General features: G+C 70.7%; 17 protein-coding genes. 2 read left to right on the top strand and 15 right to left on the bottom strand.

The annotated features are described in order from the left end of the window. The first annotated feature begins 118 nt into the window (after window positions 1-118). Complete coding sequence (locus ACH4C6_RS32230) at window positions 119-871, top strand: hypothetical protein (RefSeq protein ID WP_398112201.1); 753 nt, start codon at window positions 119-121, stop codon at window positions 869-871. A 391-nt stretch (window positions 872-1,262) separates the two neighbouring features. On the opposite strand, the gene ACH4C6_RS32225 is transcribed toward ACH4C6_RS32230, so the two are convergent. The 15 genes from ACH4C6_RS32225 to ACH4C6_RS32155 all read right to left on the bottom strand — a co-directional run bounded on the left by ACH4C6_RS32225 (window position 1,263) and on the right by ACH4C6_RS32155 (window position 15,480). Continuing rightward, window positions 1,263-1,430, bottom strand: coding sequence for a hypothetical protein (locus ACH4C6_RS32225; RefSeq protein WP_398112200.1), 168 nt, complete (start codon window positions 1,428-1,430; stop codon window positions 1,263-1,265). 170 nt (window positions 1,431-1,600) lie between these two features. Next, on the bottom strand, window positions 1,601-1,861 hold the full coding sequence (locus ACH4C6_RS32220) for a hypothetical protein (protein WP_376329936.1): 261 nt from the start codon (window positions 1,859-1,861) through the stop codon (window positions 1,601-1,603). Beyond that, window positions 1,858-2,817 (bottom strand): hypothetical protein, encoded by a 960-nt coding sequence (locus ACH4C6_RS32215; protein WP_398112199.1) that lies wholly within the window; start codon window positions 2,815-2,817, stop codon window positions 1,858-1,860. Before ACH4C6_RS32215 ends, ACH4C6_RS32220 begins: the two co-directional genes overlap by 4 nt. A gap of 252 nt (window positions 2,818-3,069) precedes the next feature. Continuing rightward, window positions 3,070-4,251 carry a hypothetical protein gene (locus ACH4C6_RS32210; RefSeq protein ID WP_398112198.1) on the bottom strand — a complete coding sequence of 394 codons (1,182 nt, stop codon included), beginning with the start codon at window positions 4,249-4,251 and terminating at the stop codon, window positions 3,070-3,072. Then, entirely contained in the window at window positions 4,248-5,123 is an 876-nt protein-coding gene (locus tag ACH4C6_RS32205; protein ID WP_398112197.1) for a hypothetical protein, read from the bottom strand. Before ACH4C6_RS32205 ends, ACH4C6_RS32210 begins: the two co-directional genes overlap by 4 nt. 87 nt (window positions 5,124-5,210) lie before the next feature. After that, the gene (locus ACH4C6_RS32200) at window positions 5,211-6,194 is read right to left on the bottom strand and encodes a hypothetical protein (protein ID WP_398112196.1); all 984 of its coding nucleotides are present in this window, start codon (window positions 6,192-6,194) and stop codon (window positions 5,211-5,213) included. 66 nt (window positions 6,195-6,260) lie between these two features. Then, on the bottom strand, window positions 6,261-6,563 hold the full coding sequence (locus ACH4C6_RS32195) for a hypothetical protein (RefSeq protein WP_398112195.1): 303 nt from the start codon (window positions 6,561-6,563) through the stop codon (window positions 6,261-6,263). Window positions 6,564-6,611: 48 nt separating this feature from the next. Next, window positions 6,612-7,235 carry a hypothetical protein gene (locus tag ACH4C6_RS32190; protein WP_398112194.1) on the bottom strand — a complete coding sequence of 208 codons (624 nt, stop codon included), beginning with the start codon at window positions 7,233-7,235 and terminating at the stop codon, window positions 6,612-6,614. Window positions 7,236-7,322: 87 nt separating this feature from the next. Further along, the gene (locus tag ACH4C6_RS32185) at window positions 7,323-8,873 is read right to left on the bottom strand and encodes a ParB/RepB/Spo0J family partition protein (protein ID WP_398112192.1); all 1,551 of its coding nucleotides are present in this window, start codon (window positions 8,871-8,873) and stop codon (window positions 7,323-7,325) included. 250 nt (window positions 8,874-9,123) lie between these two features. Continuing rightward, on the bottom strand, window positions 9,124-10,359 hold the full coding sequence (locus ACH4C6_RS32180; protein ID WP_398112191.1) for a DUF6573 family protein: 1,236 nt from the start codon (window positions 10,357-10,359) through the stop codon (window positions 9,124-9,126). Between the two features lie 90 nt (window positions 10,360-10,449). Then, window positions 10,450-11,061 (bottom strand): hypothetical protein, encoded by a 612-nt coding sequence (locus ACH4C6_RS32175; RefSeq protein ID WP_398112190.1) that lies wholly within the window; start codon window positions 11,059-11,061, stop codon window positions 10,450-10,452. Between the two features lie 105 nt (window positions 11,062-11,166). Next, on the bottom strand, window positions 11,167-12,063 hold the full coding sequence (locus ACH4C6_RS32170; RefSeq protein WP_398112189.1) for a methyltransferase: 897 nt from the start codon (window positions 12,061-12,063) through the stop codon (window positions 11,167-11,169). 132 nt (window positions 12,064-12,195) lie between these two features. Next, window positions 12,196-13,488 (bottom strand): hypothetical protein, encoded by a 1,293-nt coding sequence (locus tag ACH4C6_RS32165; RefSeq protein ID WP_398112188.1) that lies wholly within the window; start codon window positions 13,486-13,488, stop codon window positions 12,196-12,198. Window positions 13,489-13,501: 13 nt separating this feature from the next. After that, complete coding sequence (locus ACH4C6_RS32160) at window positions 13,502-13,759, bottom strand: hypothetical protein (protein WP_376329959.1); 258 nt, start codon at window positions 13,757-13,759, stop codon at window positions 13,502-13,504. Between the two features lie 95 nt (window positions 13,760-13,854). Further along, window positions 13,855-15,480 carry a DUF3560 domain-containing protein gene (locus tag ACH4C6_RS32155; RefSeq protein ID WP_398112187.1) on the bottom strand — a complete coding sequence of 542 codons (1,626 nt, stop codon included), beginning with the start codon at window positions 15,478-15,480 and terminating at the stop codon, window positions 13,855-13,857. Window positions 15,481-15,884: 404 nt separating this feature from the next. Here ACH4C6_RS32155 and ACH4C6_RS32150 point away from each other — a divergent pair. Then, window positions 15,885-16,332: transposase (locus ACH4C6_RS32150; RefSeq protein WP_398112186.1), on the top strand; the 448-nt coding region annotated here is incomplete at its 3' end.

The following is a 16,332-nucleotide window of genomic DNA, read 5'->3' as shown; positions in this document are numbered from 1 at the left end:
TCGCGGCTGCAGATGCTGCACTTCGCGCGCCAGGTGGTGGTGGAGCAGAAGGCAGCCGCCCTCGCGCAGCTCGATCAGTTGATCGTCGGCTCGTGATCAATACACCTAGCCTCCCCCCATGACAGACATAGATCGGCGCCGCCGACGCCGTCGCCTGCTGCTCGTCCTGGCGCTCCTCGCCACGGTGAGCGGCCTTGTGGTCCTCACCGCCCTGGACCAGCTCGGGAACGATCGAGCCAGCGTCATCGCCGCCTTCCTCAGCGTCGCGGCCGCCGCTGCGGCGTGGGAGGCAACCGGGCGGGCGAGCGACACGGCCGAGGAAACAAGGCGGACAGCCGAGATCGTGGCCCGGATCGAGCGGGACCGGTGGCTCGCCGAACTCACCCCGCAGTTCGAGTTCACGCTCACCAAGGAGGGCGACCGGGCGGCCAAGCTCCTCGTGCACCTCGCCGGCCCCGACGCCTTGGGCCACCTGGACTCGGTGGCCGTCCGGATCGGGGACGACGACTACCACCACACCCCGACCCAGCAGCGGCTCGGGTACACCAACCCCAACGGGCCTACCCCGGAACAGATCGCTGCCCATGTCTGGGGCCCGTTCCGCCTCCGGCCCAGGATCGACGACGCCGACGAGCATGGCCGTGAGGTGACCTTCACCGACCTCCGCGTAGGCCGCGGCCGGCCCCTCGTCCTCGACCGGACGATGCCGGGGGTGTGGATGGAGGGCAGGACCTATGACTCCTGGCAGCGGGAGTACGAGGGGCACCCGCTGCGCCTCCTCTTCACGTGCCGTCGGGGAGAGGAGACGTGGCAGATCGCCCGGACCGTCGACAACCCGGACTGGCGCCCCGCAGACCCCTCAGTCAATTAAGGGATGCACCACCGGCCACGGTCGGTGTCACCCCCCGGCGACGCGCAGGACCAGGGCCGGTGATCGCGGCCGGGAGGAAGGGCGGTCACCTCGGTCCGCGCGGCTCGAACGCGCGTGCGTGCAGGCCAGTTACCCTGGCGAGCGGGCGACCGGGGGCGGCCGCCCGGACAAGCAACCCGCCATGAGCACCCCACCCCCGCCGATCTCCGAGCCGGCCCCTTCCGCCCTCATCTGCCCCGGCGACAAGATCGGCCCCTGCAGCTCCTGTCAGCGGAAGACCTGGCGGTACGGCAACGGTGGATCCCCGCTCTGCCAGTGGTGCATGGATCCCGTGCAGCAGCAGTGGGGCACTACCGTCCGGCACAAGAACACGCGCGGCTAGGTGTATTGATCAATCGCTCTCCCAGCCGTCCACATACGGCAGGATGCCGTCGATGAAGTCGACGTCCGGCTCGGTGTGATGGTGCACCGTGCCGGCCGCCGCCGCGGCGTACGGCGCCCCGGTGCGCTGCGCCTTCTTTCGGGCGCGCTGCTTCTTTCCGTGTCCCTTGAGCAGCATCCTTCCTGATGCACCCACACCTGCGGGACCTCATGCTGAACGTCTTGGCAACCCTGCTCACAGCTGTGGCCCCCGGTGGACCGGGGGCCACAGTCAGGCGTTTCGCGGCCTCGCGAGGCGGCGCTTGCCGGTGGTCGGTGGTCGGTGGAACGCGTTCTAGCGCGCGGCGATCACTCAGCGGGAAGCAGGTCAGGCGCGTCGTCTACGCCGAGCAGCAGGACGTGGTGGCCGACGGCCTCGGTTACGCCGTCGGTGACCCGCTCGACGTCCAGGCGCAGCCGGATGCGGCCGGCGCCTTCGCCGTTAGCTGCAAGGTCGTGTTCCAGTTCGTCGTCGAGGCGGTCCAGGGCGGCCTCGGCCGCGGCATAGTCAGCCAGGTCGCGGACGAGGAGCTGGCGGGTGGTGGTGTCGCGGAGTTGGTAGCTGGTCATCGGGACTCATCCTTCGGCGTGGGGTGATCAGTGGTCGAGTCGGCGATCTTTCGTGCCGCGCTCACCGCGCGCGACCAGACGTCGGGGCTGCCGCCGTGCTCGCGGGCGAGGGACGCGGCGAGTCCACGGATGTCGCCGCGCTCTCGCAGGGCGGCCAGGGCGACGGCCGCCCGCCGGTCGGCTTCCGAGCGGGCCGGCGCGGCCGCGGGCCGGTGCTCGAGGGCGTTGCGCACGACGTACTCCCAGGACCTCTGCGGTCCCCCGTACTGCACGCTGAGCTCCGCGGCCAGCCCCGGGCGGTAGCCGTCGCGCTCGATCGCCTCGATGGCGTACTGTTCGGCCAGCTGCGTGGCTGTGAGCGGCTCACCGCCGGCGTGGGCGCTCAGCTTGGCCGCGAGAGCCTCCTCGAGGGCGGAGGGCCGACCGACGGCCGCGCCAGCCTGGGGCCCAGGGCGGCGGCCGGCCTTGCCGAGCTTGTCCCCGGTGCGCTTGCGGTCGAAGTCCTGCAGGTCGCCGACGCGGAAACCGGGGATCATGCGGCCGGTCGGGCCCTCGACCGGCTCAGCGAGTGGCTTCGGGAAGTAGTCGGGGTTGTCCTTCAGATACTTACGGATGGCCGAGGCCCCGTTGAAGCCCAGCCACTTGGCGGCCGTGTTGATGGAGACGACATCCTCAGGGTCGGCCTGGTACAGCTCAGGATCGGCCTTGAGGACCCTGCTCGCCTTCTCCTGCTGGAACCAGGTGTGGAAGTCGCGGAACTGCTGCTCGTCGTAGAAGTCGGTCCCGTCGATGCGCTCCTTCTCCGGGTGACGGTGCTCTTCCGGCTGCTCGAGGCGCACCTTGTACCAACGGGCCGCGGTGCCGACGCTGGCGCCGGTGAACTCGCGGATCCAGTCGCGGTTGACCACGGCGCGGTCGCCGACGACGCGACGCTGCGGGTTCAGGGCCTTGGACATTGCACTCTCCGGTTCGGATTGCGGCCCTATACTGAGGGCCTGCTCCTCTTTGTTCCTCCGGCGCTCACGCGCCGGCGGGCGAGTCGAGTTGGTGAAGGTGGTCGGCGGGACGTTCGGTCGGGGTTGCCGCCCTGGGCCGACACCCTCGTGAGAGGGTGCCTTCCGCCGCCCACCGCTTTTGCCGCTATCTTCGCGTAATCAATATGACGCCCTTGGTGGGTGGCTGTCAATCTCGCCGACACCCAGAGCACGTCACGGCCTGACGCGGCGATGCGCGGCCCACTCCCGTTCGAAGTGCGGCGCCTTCTTGTCCCGGACCTGGAACGGGGCGGTGACCATCAGCTCTTCCACGGTCGGAAGAGCCGGTCCGCGCCGTTGGACCCACGCCCGCACCCGCCCATAGCGCTCGTCGACCTCGACCGGGACGCCGCGCCGCTCCGAGACGCTCTGCAGCCTCCGGCCAAGAGCGGATGCCCGACCCACGTCGACCCGCTCCACCGAGCGCATCGCCCGCCCGCGCCGAGTCGGGTCCGCCTTCGAAACCGGCAGGATCCGCCGCACGTGGTACAGCGCCCACGGGCAGGCGAGCTCCTCCTCGAACGCGGCGAGCACGGGCCGGTCGGCGGCCCGGCCAGGGTCGAACTGCTCCAGCAGACTGCGCCGGCCGAACAGCCTCGCCTGCGGGTTGAGGCTGACCGAGGTGTACTCCAGGCGCAGAACCCGTCCGGCGATGTCCGGATGGGCGCGCATCCGGTCCAGGTGCGCGTCCATGGCCCCCATCGACACCGGGAAACAACAGAAGCTGCAGTAACTCTTCTCCCACCGCACCCCGAACCGCTCGTACAGGAACGCTTCGCACCGCTCGCGCCCCCACCCCCAGGCGATCAACGGATACACACCCTGGCGCAGCGGGTTCTTGCTTGCGGCCTCGTCCCGGCGGCTGCGGCTGACCTCGTCGGCGTTAAACCCCATCACTTGCCTAAACGGCCGGTCGCCGATCTCCTGGGCGATCAGTGCGTCGCCGACCTCGCCCTTGGCATGCAAGCTGCAGAGCCGAATACCGCCCTGCTGGGGAACGGTGCCGTTGGACTCGTACTCGTCCCACAGCGCCCAGGGCCCGCGCTCGATGATCCGCTGGGGCTGGCGGGAGTCGTCCACGACCGCGATCTCCAACGAGCGGCTGGCCCGAGCGACTTGAACGAGCCGGACCCGGTGCTCGCGCAGCAGCGGCAGCACGTACTGAGCGGCGTGGGCGCGGGTGGCCGGCCACTCGTCCCCGGTGAGTTCGTGCAGCACCATGGTGCGGGCCAGATCGACTCCGTGGGCGGACGGGTCCTCCAGCACCTTCACCAAGTACGCGGTCGAGTCGACGCCCAGGCCCCAGTTGATGACCAGCTCGACATCCTCGCCGCCGGTGCGGGATGCGGCGTTCATGCGACCGCACCTCCTTGGTCGGCCTTCGGGTACGGGTAGGAGGTGGCGGTGAGCCGGCGCCCGGTGCGCGGCCCGATGTAGGCCGCGTACTTGTGGTTGCCCCCGTGGGATACGACCCGCGCGCCGACGGCCTGCAGGGCCTCCTCCAGCCACTCCCGGCCGGGCTCGCCCTCGTCACGGTGGCGAGCGCCGAGGGCGACCAGGCGCCGCTCGACTCCGCCGCGGCCACGCTCGCCGTTACGGACCTTGGACATCGCGCGGTCGTGCAGAACCGACCCGTCGGGCAGCATGGTCAGGCGCCGCGGATGCGTCTTGCCCAGGTAGTCCATCCCCTTGGCCTGGTAGATCGTCCCGTAGTGACCGGGAAAGACCAGCTCGGGGCCGTGGGCGGTGAGGCGCGTCCTGGGCTCGGGGTCGCTGTGCGCGACGACCCCGCGCACGCCTCGGGCGGCCGCCAGGCGGAAGGCGCACGCCTGCGCCCACGTCTCCGCGTTCGCCGGTACCTCGTCGAGCAGCACCAGCCGGTTCAGCTCTAAGCTCTCCTCGTACGGGGTGAGCCGGCCGAACACCGAAGTGAGCACGGCGACCTGGGTCGGGATGCCCAGGGTGAGCACTCCCACCAGGCGGTTCTCCGGGGACGCGGCGGTGTCGATGAGGCCGTAGACGAAGCGGACGGCGGGCCACGAGCCGCTGTAGTGGTGGGCGCGTGCGAAGGCCTTCGCTGTGTGGACCAGATGGTTCGGCATCTCGCGGACGCGGTAGCGGGTGGAGTCGAATCCGCCCTCGCTAGTCGGCCTCCAGCTGTGCCGGCGGTTCTTCCACCGCTGGCAGACGGTGCCGAGATCGAGCGGGGGTTGCTCGTACGCAGACATCAGGGTGTTCCCCTCGGGGTCGGTGAGTTGGTGAACGAAGGCCGGTCCGGGGTTGCCGCCCCGGGACCGGCGCAGGCGGGCGTTGGGTCAGGTCGTGGTGGGGAGCATCAGCTGACGGGGGGCGTGCAGCACGTCCAGGACGCGTTCGCGCCAGCGCATCGCCCAGTGCACGCAGTTGGAGCAGCTCTTGTGCTTGCCCTCGCACTGGGGCAGCGGGGCGTTCCAGCGGGCGTCGCGCGACCACGCGAGGGAGTCGGCGGAGGCCAGGTACTCGGCGCACGTCTCGAGCGCCTGGGTCTTCAGCCCGAAGCCGTGCAGGCGCAGCCCGGCGGCGGCCACCGTGGCGAGGACGGCCTGAACGTCCTTGACCGACTTGCGGCGGCATACGGAGCCGACCCCGACCAGCGGATAGTCCGCCAGCCGTATGCCGCGCTTGTCGTACAGGTCCAAGCAGGCCTCGTAGTCGGCCGGCCGCCATCCCTGCACGGTCGGGATGATGTCGACACCGGGTTCCTCGGCCATCAGGTCGACGAAATTGCCCACGGTGCGGTCGATGTGCTCCCTCACCGACAGGCCCGTCTTGGCGATCATGTCGGGCTCGCACATCCAGTCCTGCGGGCCGGCCCAGACCAGAAGGCCGATCTCGTCGCGATACCGGTGCAGCTCCCGGACGTAGGCGTACGGACTGACCGTCCAGCCGCCGTGGTCGCCGAGTTCGGAGAAGGCGCCCGAGTCGCACACCCAGGCGTCTGCGGCGCGCGGCAGCGTCGCGCGTTCGGTCAGTGTCGATCGCGAGACGCACATGGGCACGCCCCAGGTGGAGAGCCACTTGGCGTGGTGCCCGCCGATCCAGAACGTCGGTCCCTCGGCCGGCGAGTCGCTCGGGTGGAAGCCGAGACCGTATTCGCAGCGGCAGACGCAACTGCCGATCGTGCAGAACCCGCAGTCCAGGCACTGGTCGTGGTAGCAGTGGCCGCAGGCGTAGCGGACGGCGGGCGTGCACGTGCACGTCTCAGCGTCCACCGTCGGCGTCAGCACGAGGGGGGCTGGGGCGGTGAGTACGGCGTTCACGTGAGTGCCCTTCGAGTTGGTGAGGGGGCCGGTTCCGGGGTTGCCGCCCCGGAACCGGCCGATGGGTCAGTGGGGGAGGGGCTCGCCGGTCTGGCCGTGGCACGCCACGGTGAAGGCGGCGTCGAGGATGCGCGACGTGACAGGCGTCGGGGTGTGCGCGCCGATGCGCGCGGTGCAGATCCGGGCGGGGCCGCTGGGCGACGGCGCGGCCAGAGCGGCCTCAAGCTGGCCGTGCCGCTCGCGGGTGCGCAGGGTCAGCCGGTAGCCGCCGGGCAGGTCGGCGCGGGTGCGGTCACGTCCGCGCGGGTGGTGTTCGACGATGGTGTCGGAGATGGCGTAGGTCGGCGAGGCGGGCTCGAACTCGTACATGGCGCAGGCCTCCACAGGCGGCAGTCGGCGCGGGATGTAGGGAGCTGGTCAGCGGGTGATGCGGGCCCGGGCGCGGTCGGCCTGGACGTGGACGGCATCGGCGTGCGCGGCGACGCGAACCTTGTCGGCCCACTCGGCGGCGCGCTGGGCCAGTCCAGCGAGGGGCACGAAGTAGGCGTCCTGGTGCTGGCGGGCGCGGTCCATCAGCGCCGAGTGCTCGGCGGTCAGCTCCTGGGCGGTGTACGCGGCGATCGCTTCCACGCCATGGCGGCGAGTGACGCGTCCGAAGGGGCAGGAGCCTTCCTCCTGCTCGATGACGGCGACGTCGGCGGCGGGCCAGCCGGTGGCCTCGTCGCGCGGGCCGAGCTGGATGTCGAGCACGCACACCGCGTCCGCATCGTGCAGGCCGTCAGCCTGGTAGCGGATGTGCGGCCGGGGCACCGGGCCCGTCTGGCGCTCGGTGTGCGCGCGCCACAGTTCGGGGGAGGGGTCCTCTTCGTCCTGGTGGAGGCGGTGAAGGTAGGAGAGAAGGGCGGGCAGCTGCCAGGCGGGGGAGCCGAACGGCGCGGCCGGCATGGCGAGCCCGGTCCGGGCGATCAGGCCCGTGTGGTTGCTGACGGCGGCCTGGGCGACGAACAAAGAGACGTTCAGGCGGAGTGCGGAGCGGAGCATGGCGAGGCCTTCCGGGCGGGCGGCGCGCAGAGAGGGCAGGGGGAGGGGGCCCGGGCCGGACCTGTCAGGTCCGGCCCGGGCAGCAGATCAGGACGCGTCCTCGGAGTCCTCGACGCTTACGGCGTCCGGCTCGTCCGGGGTGACCTCGCCAGCCTGGCCGTCGGCCGCGTCCGGCTCGCCCTCCTGGTAGGGCTCGTCGTCGACGATGGCCTGTTCGACGCTGGAGAGCGGGTAGCCGATCTCGGCGAGGAACGACAGCCACGTGCGGGCGTCCTCGCGGATCTCCGGCAGCTCGTACACGGCCGAGCGGGCGGTGCTGTCGGTGCGCCAGGTCCGGGCCTCGCCCATCCGCTTCTCGAACGTCGCGGCCAGCACCGCGAAGTTCAGCAGGGTGAGCTTGGCCGGAGTCGCCGTGGCGGCGCGCTCGGCGGGCTGGTCGTAGCCGGTCAGCTCCTTGACCAGGTCCCGGCGGCCCGCGTCGCCCACCCACTGAGCCACCGGCTTGGGGCAGGCAAGAAGCTGCCCGGTGATGAATGCGGCGAGCGGCTTCGGTGCGGTCTTTCGGCCGATCAGGTCCTTCAGCCACGTCTGCCGGGCCTTCTCGGCGGCGCGGTAGGCCTTGTTGCCCGCCTTGACGTACTCGCGGGACGGCTCCGACGGCTTGGCCTCGCCCGTCGCCTGCGGCTGCTCCTCGACCTGGTCGCCGTCCGTCTCGGGGGCGTCCTCCTGGGGCGGGTAGTGGTCGAAGCGCTCCGGGTCGGTGCAGAAGTAGTCGACCTCGCCGGGCTCGCGGGGGTTCTCGGCCCAGGTCGCCACGTGGCCGGGGCACTCGGCGTGCGCCTCGGTGGTCATGGGCTCGCCGTCCGGGCCTTCCAGCTCGCTGAGCGGCTCGGCGGTGGTCGGAAGCGTGTCGCCGTCCTCGGCCAGCCGCACCCCCGCCGCCGTCAGCTGCGGGCGGACCTCGGCGCGGGCGCGCTGCTCCTCGCGGTCGTCGCGCTCCCATTGCACCTGGAACTCGAAACGGCCCTTGGCGTGGGCGTCCAGCAGCCGGTCTACGGCGGCGGGATCGTCGTCGAACTCACCCAACACTCCGAGGACTTCGAGGTCGAGGTCGTAGGTACCGGCTTCGGCGAGTGCCGAACGGGTCCGCTCGCCTACCGACTTGGCGGTCTTCACCGCCTGGGACACGTCCCTGCGGGAGCGGCCGGTGAGCTCGGCGACCCTGGCCTGCTTCATGCCCGCGCCGACCGCGCCGAACAGGGCGTCGGCCTGCTCCAGCTCGGTCAGGCCCCGACGGTAGTTGTCGTCGTTCTCGATGAGCTGGTCGATGAAGTCCTCGCCCGCTTCGCGCAGGGAGGGGTCGAGCACGTACGCGGGGACCTCGATCGCGTCCTGCTCCGCCTCGGTCTCCTTGGTGGCCCGGGCGGCGAAGTAGCGCCGGTGGCCCATCTTCAGCTCGTAGGTGTCCTCGCCGAGAGGGAGGACGACGACGGGGACCTTCACGCCGTTGGCCGCGACGGACTTGCGGAACTTCTCGTCCAGGTTGAGGTCCTGGCGGACGTTGTTCTCGTTGACGCGGATCTGGCCGAGTTGCAGCGTGACCCGCTGCATCGGTGTGGTCGTTGTGGTGTCGCTCACGGATTGCTCCTCGTGCGATCGGTTGGTGTTGAGCAAGTTGCCGCTTGCCCGCAAAATTAATTATACGCCATTTGGGCCGTGAGGCAACACCTTTCTTCGGGGGAGTACTGGGGGAACCGTGCTGGTCAGGGGCGCTCTTCGGGCGGGCAGGCCTATGTGGGCGGCCCATGCTTCGGCCCGGGGGCTGCGGCGGCTTGGTCGGTCAGGACCGAGGGGGGCGGCGCGCTGTCCGCCCCCCTGGGCGGTGAGGTCAGTCCTCGTCTGGCTGCATGATGGTGATCACGGGCTCGCCGTGGTCGCCGGGCCCGATCGCGCAGACGAGCTGGACTGGTTGGGCCTGCCGGGTGCGGCCGTCACGCGGCACCCGCCGCAGGTCGACAGTGACCTGCCCGCCGCCCCCGCCGCTGCGCCGGACCGCGTGGCGGGTCATGTTCAGCACGTCCCACAGGCGGCCGCGCTCGTCCTGCGGCACCTGCCGCTCACTGTCCCCCTCGTTCCAGGCCACGCAGCCGCTCCAAACGGCGCTGGTGAGGGCGACCGGAACCCGGAAGCCGGCCTCCCGGGCCAACTCGGCATCGGCGGCGACCAGAACGCCGTCTGCCAGGGCCCGGGCGCGGGTGTAGACGTGGATGAACTCGTCCGCATCGGCCAGGGGGACCGACCGCATGGCGTCGTCGCTGACGGCGGGATCATCGGTGACGGCGGGATCATCGGTGACGGCCGCGTTGTACAGAACCGCATCGATGCGGGACAGCACGCTGTCGCTGCTCACTCGCTCTTCTCGCGGCGAGCTGGGGCGGTGCCGGGCGGGCTGCTGCTCGTGCGGGGAACTGTGGCCGTGCTCGGCCGGTGCGGGGCCGGTGGGCGGCTGGGTGGCGTCCTCCTCGGCCACCATGGCCGCGTGCACCTCGAGCACCGTCCCCAGGGCCGCAACCCTCCCGCTGTCTCCAGCGGTCACGGCTTCGGCCCGCTCCTGCTCGAACTCGTCCCGGATCTGTTCGTGGCTGTAGCCCTGGGCGAGCTTCACGCGGACGGTCTTTCCCACGAGATCGACCGCCAGGGCGGGCAGATGACCGGGCAGGCGGTCACAGCCCGGCACGCCGGATGCCCGCGTGCGCCGGGCAAGCGTGCGAGCCGTGCTGCGGTACTGCGCGCTGGCCGGTCCGGCGGCCTGGTGCGCGCGTCCAGAGCCGGGCGCGGCGGTGGGAGCCGCGGGAACCTCGGCGGCCGGCGCGTCGTCCGCAGGGGCGGCGGGGGCCTCGGCGGTCAGTTCGTAGAACCGGTTGGAGTGAACGTGGACCGTCCACTTCTGCCCGGGGGTGTCCTCGGTGAGCCGGGCGCGCGGCGTGCTCTCCCACGCCTCGAATGCGCGCGCCGGGTCGACCGGCAGCATGTTGCCGCTTGCGGAGTCGTAGGCGCGGCAGGTGCGGGCCGCCGTGCGGATCTCCGCAACGCGCTTGGTCCAGTTCCGGCGGATGGTGGTCATGATGCGTCCTCCTGTGTCGAGTGGTGCCGGATGAGTTGCGGCTCATCCGGTAGGGGACCGGGCGCCGGATTCGGCGCCCGGCGGGACGGTTCAGACCCGGACGGCCGAGTCGGCGGTGCGCAGGGCCTCGCGGGTGGCCTCCAGCAGCGACGCGGAGATACCGCCCGCCTCCAGGTCGCCGGCCGTCATGCGGCCTGCCTCCAGGTCGCAGAACAGGTTCCCGAGGCACACCGACAGGGCGCCCAGCTCGTAGCGCAGGCCGTGCGGGGTGACCGTCCGCGCGCCCACCAGGAACCCGTGGCGGTCGTAGGGGGCGGCATTCACCAGGTCGCGCACGGTCGGGTAGTCGTCGGAGGTGGACCCCCGGAAGCGGGTGGCCCGCAGGAAGGCCACCATGGCGCGGTCCATGCGGAAGGTACCCGGCTTGGTGTGGTCGTCCTCGTCGGCGGCCTCGACCAGTCGTCCTACCGGCTTGGTGCCGGTCCATCCGGAGTTGGACGGGGTGGTGTTCTTGCCGTGAACCTCGGCGCTCCGCACGTGCGCGTACGTGCTGTAGACGGTGGTGCCGCCCGGGCTGCGCTCCTCGTGTCCGGCCACCTTCTCGACCAGCCAGACCGGCTCCAAGCCGGGCCGGTAGGCGGTGAAGTCCTCCCGGTCGAAGACCAGCATTCCGGCGGTGATCTCGTGTCCGTAGGCGCCCATGTGCGGCTCCCTGTCTGCTCGTGTGGGTCGGTCGGTGGCCGGTGAGTTGCCGCTCACCTGCAAAATCAATATTACACCTTCATGGGAGGTTGATCAATCCCCTTCTCAGAACAAGGTGTCCCCGGCGCCGTCGCCGAACCCGGCCGGCTGCGCGGCCCTGGGTGCCACACGGGCGTGCTCGGCCTTCGGCTTGCGCGGGCGGCGGGCCGTGGCTTCCTGCTCCGCGCGGGCGGCCTGCTCCGCCTGGGCCTCCAACTCGTCCTCGTCGCGGTTGTGCACCACGATTTCTACGGCCGGTGAGGCGTCGCGCCACTGGTCGCGGAAAAGGTCTGTGGGGATGCCGGGGTTGGGGCGGAGCTTGATCCCGGTCTCGCGGTGGAAGCGCTCGTACGCGGGCGAGTCCTGCGAGACGAATCCGGTCTCGATGCGGAACGGGGCTGACTCTCTCGGGATGATGAACGCCCCCCGCCGGGCGAGCGTCTCCGCGACCGCGATCACGTGGAATTCGAACAGCGGCCCTCGGTACCCGGGGGCGTTGCCGCTGCGCTTGATCCGCCCGAACGGCGGGTTGCTGATCGCGCAGTCGAACGGACCGAGATTCAGGCCCGGAACGTCGAGCACGTCAGCACAGATCCACGTCGCCTCCGGCAGAATGCGCCGCCCGACCCGCACATACTCCGGGTCCTTCTCCACACACACGATCTCGCGCGGAGGCAGACGCTCCCAGTGCCGGTTCCAGGAGTCGCGGGCGTGCCAGGCCAGGCGTCCGATGCCCGCGCACAGATCGATGATGCGGTCACCCGGGATCACGTGGTGGAGTTCGCCGGCGAGCTCGGCCGGAGTGAAGAATGCGCCGTCCAGGGTGCGGCCCATGTTCGCGGACTCGTGGAAGTGGTCGAGAACGAATTGCCGCTCCTCCTCGGTCAAGTCCCGGTCCGTGTCGACCAGTTCGCGCGCCCGGTTGTGCTGCTTGGTCTGCTCCTTACTGAGCTTTCCGGCCATGGCATGCCGCCTTTCGCGGTGGTGTGGGGGAGCGGTCCTGACGCGGTTGTCCGGACCGCTCCAGGGCGGTTGTGTGTCCGATGGGGAGCGATGGCTACGGCGTCCGCGCTGCGCGCCATCAGGAGGCGTTCGTCAGGTGTCGGTCGGCGGCTGGAAGCTGCTGCAACGGCCCCACCCGCGCGCGGGGTCGTGCTCCGTCTCGTACCAACCGCACGTCCCGCACCGTGGCCCCCATGACTGGGGTGCGGCGGTGGGTGTGGCGATGTACACGTCTGCGGACTCCCAGGGGAAGCCTCGCGGGGCGAACTTCACGGACTCGTCCGGCATGAGCAGTGCCCAGCCGTCCGGCCAGTCGATCGGGCCAGGGCGTGTGGCTTCGGAAACTGCCTCATGGACGGCTGCTTGCGTCCAGACCTGGGGAAGGCGGCCGTGTCCGGTGATGCGGTACGCGTCAGCCGTGATGTACCGCTCCGGGTGGGTGATGATGACGCCGGAGTCGCGATCCGGCGTGAATGTGATCGCTGAGTGCCCGTTGGTCTGGCGGTAGATGATCGTTTCGTCGTCCGTGATGGTGGCCTGGCTGGACAGCCAGAATCCGAGCGATCCGCCGAGGAATGCGCGCACCGCGTCGCCGCTGAGGTGAGGCCGACCGTATCCGGGTGCCTCCCGCACGGGGATGCCGGTGTCGTCGTGGTGGATGGTCTGCGTGTAGCGCGCGTACATGCGCGCGTCGCGGACGAGGATGCGTTCGCGGGGCGCGCCTTCGTACCACTGCGGCAGCGGCACAGTCTCCAGCTCTGTACCTGGCAGTGGACTGCCGGGCTGGATCCATCCCGCTTCCTTGCCCGCTCGGCACATGGCGGGCGCGTCACGCACCCATGCGAGGAATTCGCCGAAACCGCCGGCGTACCGGCCGTTGCGCTCGGACACCTCTCCCCAGTAACTGGAGCCGTACCACACGCACCGGGCGGTGAGTTCAGCGACCGTGGTCGGCGTCGGGAAAGCACCGGTCAGGGTGATCGTGCGTACGTGGGCATCTTCCACGATGCCCTGAGAGGTGACGGTGACGTCCCACCCGTTCGCCGTCGCTGCCTCGACCAGCGTGCGTGCCCTCGTGGGCAGGTCGGCGACCTCGGCGGCGGACGGTGCGGCGGGACGGGCCGCGGGGGTGTGGCCGGTCGGCTCGACCCCGGGGCCGGCTCCGCCGTCCGTCTCCCACGCCTCGACGGTGCCTGGGTCGGTGACGGCGGCGCCCGGATCCGGACGATCGCTGGTGGGCTGAGAGGGGAGGTGCGTGGACATGGGGGCTCCGCTCGGTGGGCCGGGCGCCTGGGGCGCCCGGCTCTGCTGCGAGTTGGGTTGGTGGCGGATGAGTTGCCGCTTACCCGCAAAATTAATAATACGCCCTTGCGTGGAAGGGTTCAACGCTTCGTCCGCATCAGTCGGCGCTGAAGACACATTCACCGTTGACCGTGATCCGGATCGGGATCGTTCCATCCGGGCTGATCAGGTCGCCGGGCACCTCTCCGGTGTCCAGATGGACGGACACCACCAGGCCTTCACCGCGGCTCCAGTAGGCGTAGACCTGGGTCCCGCCGGTCTCCAGGCACGGCAACGTGCCCCGCTGCTTCCGGTGCTGGTGCAGAAACCGCGCGCGTCGGTTCAGGGTGGTCGCTCGGCGCTTACTCAGTCGCATAGCTGTGCTTCCTCTGAGAACTCTTGGGAGGTGGCTGGGCGCTGTGGGCGCCCCGCCATGGGGTGGTCAGGCGGTGGGGGCAGGCGTGGTGACGGTCAGGCCGGCGGCGACGGCGGCAATGAACCCGGTGTCGGGGCGGGCTCCGGGGTGATGTCGCGCGGGTCGGCCGGGATCGCCTCGCCCGCCAGGGCGGCTCGCATCTGCTCGGCCGACATGCGCCCGCTTACCTCGTTGTAGGGGAGCGTGTACGTGCTGCCCTTGTGCCGGGTCTCAGCCGTTGCCGCGCGGGTGACCACGCGGCAGCCGCCGACGGCACCGACGGTGCCGCCGTCAAACGCGGCGTGGATGTGCGGCACGGTCACCGTCTTGGCGCTGACCCGGGTCACCTCGTACCAGGACCCCCGCCACCGCGCGAAGTCACCACGGACAAAGTCCGGCTTGCCCCACACCTTGAAGCCGCGCCGCTCCGCCTCCTTGATCGTTTCCGCCCAGTACGTCAGCTCTTCGTCGTACTCGGCCAAACGGCGCGTCAGCTCCTGGTAGCGCTCCTCGGACGGCTTGCGTCGCCACACATCAGCCGGACGGCCCTTGTCGTCAACGCCGTCACGCTCCCGCAGCACGCCGCGCCGCTCCGCCTCCAGCTTCTCGATGCGGCGCAGCGTGCGCCCCGGGTTCTTCCGGTACCGCTCGTAGGCGTCCGCCGCCGCCGCACGGGATGCCCAGTAACCGGCCCGCTCGCCCTCGGCGATGCTCTTGCGCATCGCGTTGTGCATGCGCTCCTGGTCCCTGCGGGCGCGCCCTTCCGAATGGTGGCCCACAAGGATCGGCTGACCCATCCAGAACCGTTCGCCGATCCGGTCCGAGGCATCCCGCGCCGACTGCGACGATGCCGCCGCACGTCCGGCCCGGTCCGTGAACCGGTCTGCCCTCTGCTCGGCCGCATCGACGCGGGCGGCCTCCCGCTCCGCAAATGACATGCCCTCTTCGATCACCACGGCGCATGACAGGCCGAGTGCGCGCACCGCGTCCGCAGCCCGGTTGATCTTCCACCGGTCGGCGTCCTTGTAGCGGCTGCCACGGATGAAGATCCCCGGGTTGCGCCGGTAGGTCCAGCCCAGCGGGCGCAACGCCTCCCACACTCCGTCGCCCTTGGCGGAGCCCTCAACGGTGGTGCCGTCTTCGTGGGTGTGCCGGATGACGATGTCCGCCGCCTCGGCCCCCTCCTCCGCCTCCACGACGTCTCCGGGCAGGGTGAGCGCACGCAGTGCCGCCGGAGAGTGCCCCATGACCCGTGCGGCGCACTCGGCGCAGCGCGGAGCGCAGCCGGGCAGGTCCCACAGCAGCACCCCGAACCCGCCACACGTGTTTGCCGCCGCGCAGTCACCGCGCCCAGCAGGCTTCGCCCAGTCGATCGGCAAAACCGCCACAGCCGCCGCGACGGGGGCCGGGCTGTCGACGCCCGGCACCGTGCCGCCCTCTGCCTCCCACACCTCCGCCCCGGAGGGGTCGGACACCACGTCAGCTGCCCGCGCGGACACCTCGTCACGGGTTGCCGGCGGGGGGAGCTCTCCGCCATGATCCCGTGCGAGCGCTCCGCCTTCGCCCTCCCATCCGTCCATGCCGCCGGGGTCGCTCACGCCCTCGGGGGCAGGCGCTGAGCTGCTCAGCGCGACCCGTGCGAGCGTGCCCGGCTCCGCCGCATGCTGCACCGTCGCCAACATCAAAGGATCTTGGTGCTTGCCCGACCGGCCCACCCGGACCGGCGCCGACCACAACGGGGTCCGCTTGCGCGTCACCCGCCGACCGGTAACCCATACCGCCGAACGGTCCTCAGTGCCTGACGCTGTCGGGGATCTTGAAAATCGGAGTCGTCCAGCGTGATCGACATGCTGATGAAGCGATCCGTTTCCCCTGTTCAGAGCTTCACAGGTAGGTCGGCGAGCCTGTGTCGGCTGCCGCCTGCGAGTTGGTGACCGTTGGGCGAACGCTTCGTTCGTGACTGCTGGTGCTTGTGTGACCTGGGTGTCGATCGCGTTCACCCGTTCGTGGTGGCCGTGCCAGGAACCATGGGCTCGGTGATCTGCGTGGGTGGGACGGTTGGGGCCCGCGACTCCGGAGGTCTGAGATGTGCATTCGCCCCCGTACCGGCTGCGTGATCCCCGAGCTGACCGTGCGGGTCGCCCGGGCGTGCAACCCCAGGGGCACCACGGCCATGGCCATCCGTGACCACCTCAACGGCCTGTGGGCCGACGAGGACTTCGAGGAGTGGTACCCGCGGGACGGCAAGCCGGGCCTGTCGCCGGCCCAGTTGGCGACCGTGTCGGTTCTGCAGTTCCTGCTGGAGCTTTCCGACCGGCAGGCCGCCGAGTCCGTGCGCAACCGCATCGACTTCAAGTACGCCCTGGGCATGGAACTGGAAGACCCCGGCTTCCATCACAGCGTCCTGGCCGACTTCCGCGAGCGCCTGGCCGAGGAGGACCGGGCCGACAAGCTGCTCGGCCTCGCGCTGGAGAAGATCCGGGCCGTCGGCCTGGTCCGGGAACGCGGCCGGCAGCGCACCGACTCCACCCACG

It is taken from the genome of Streptomyces sp. NPDC017943 (assembly GCF_044328425.1).
GTDB classification, from domain to species: Bacteria; Actinomycetota; Actinomycetes; order Streptomycetales; family Streptomycetaceae; genus Streptomyces; species Streptomyces djakartensis_A.
Note: the sequence above shows the minus strand (reverse complement) of the source record. Positions and strands in the feature narration are given on the sequence as shown.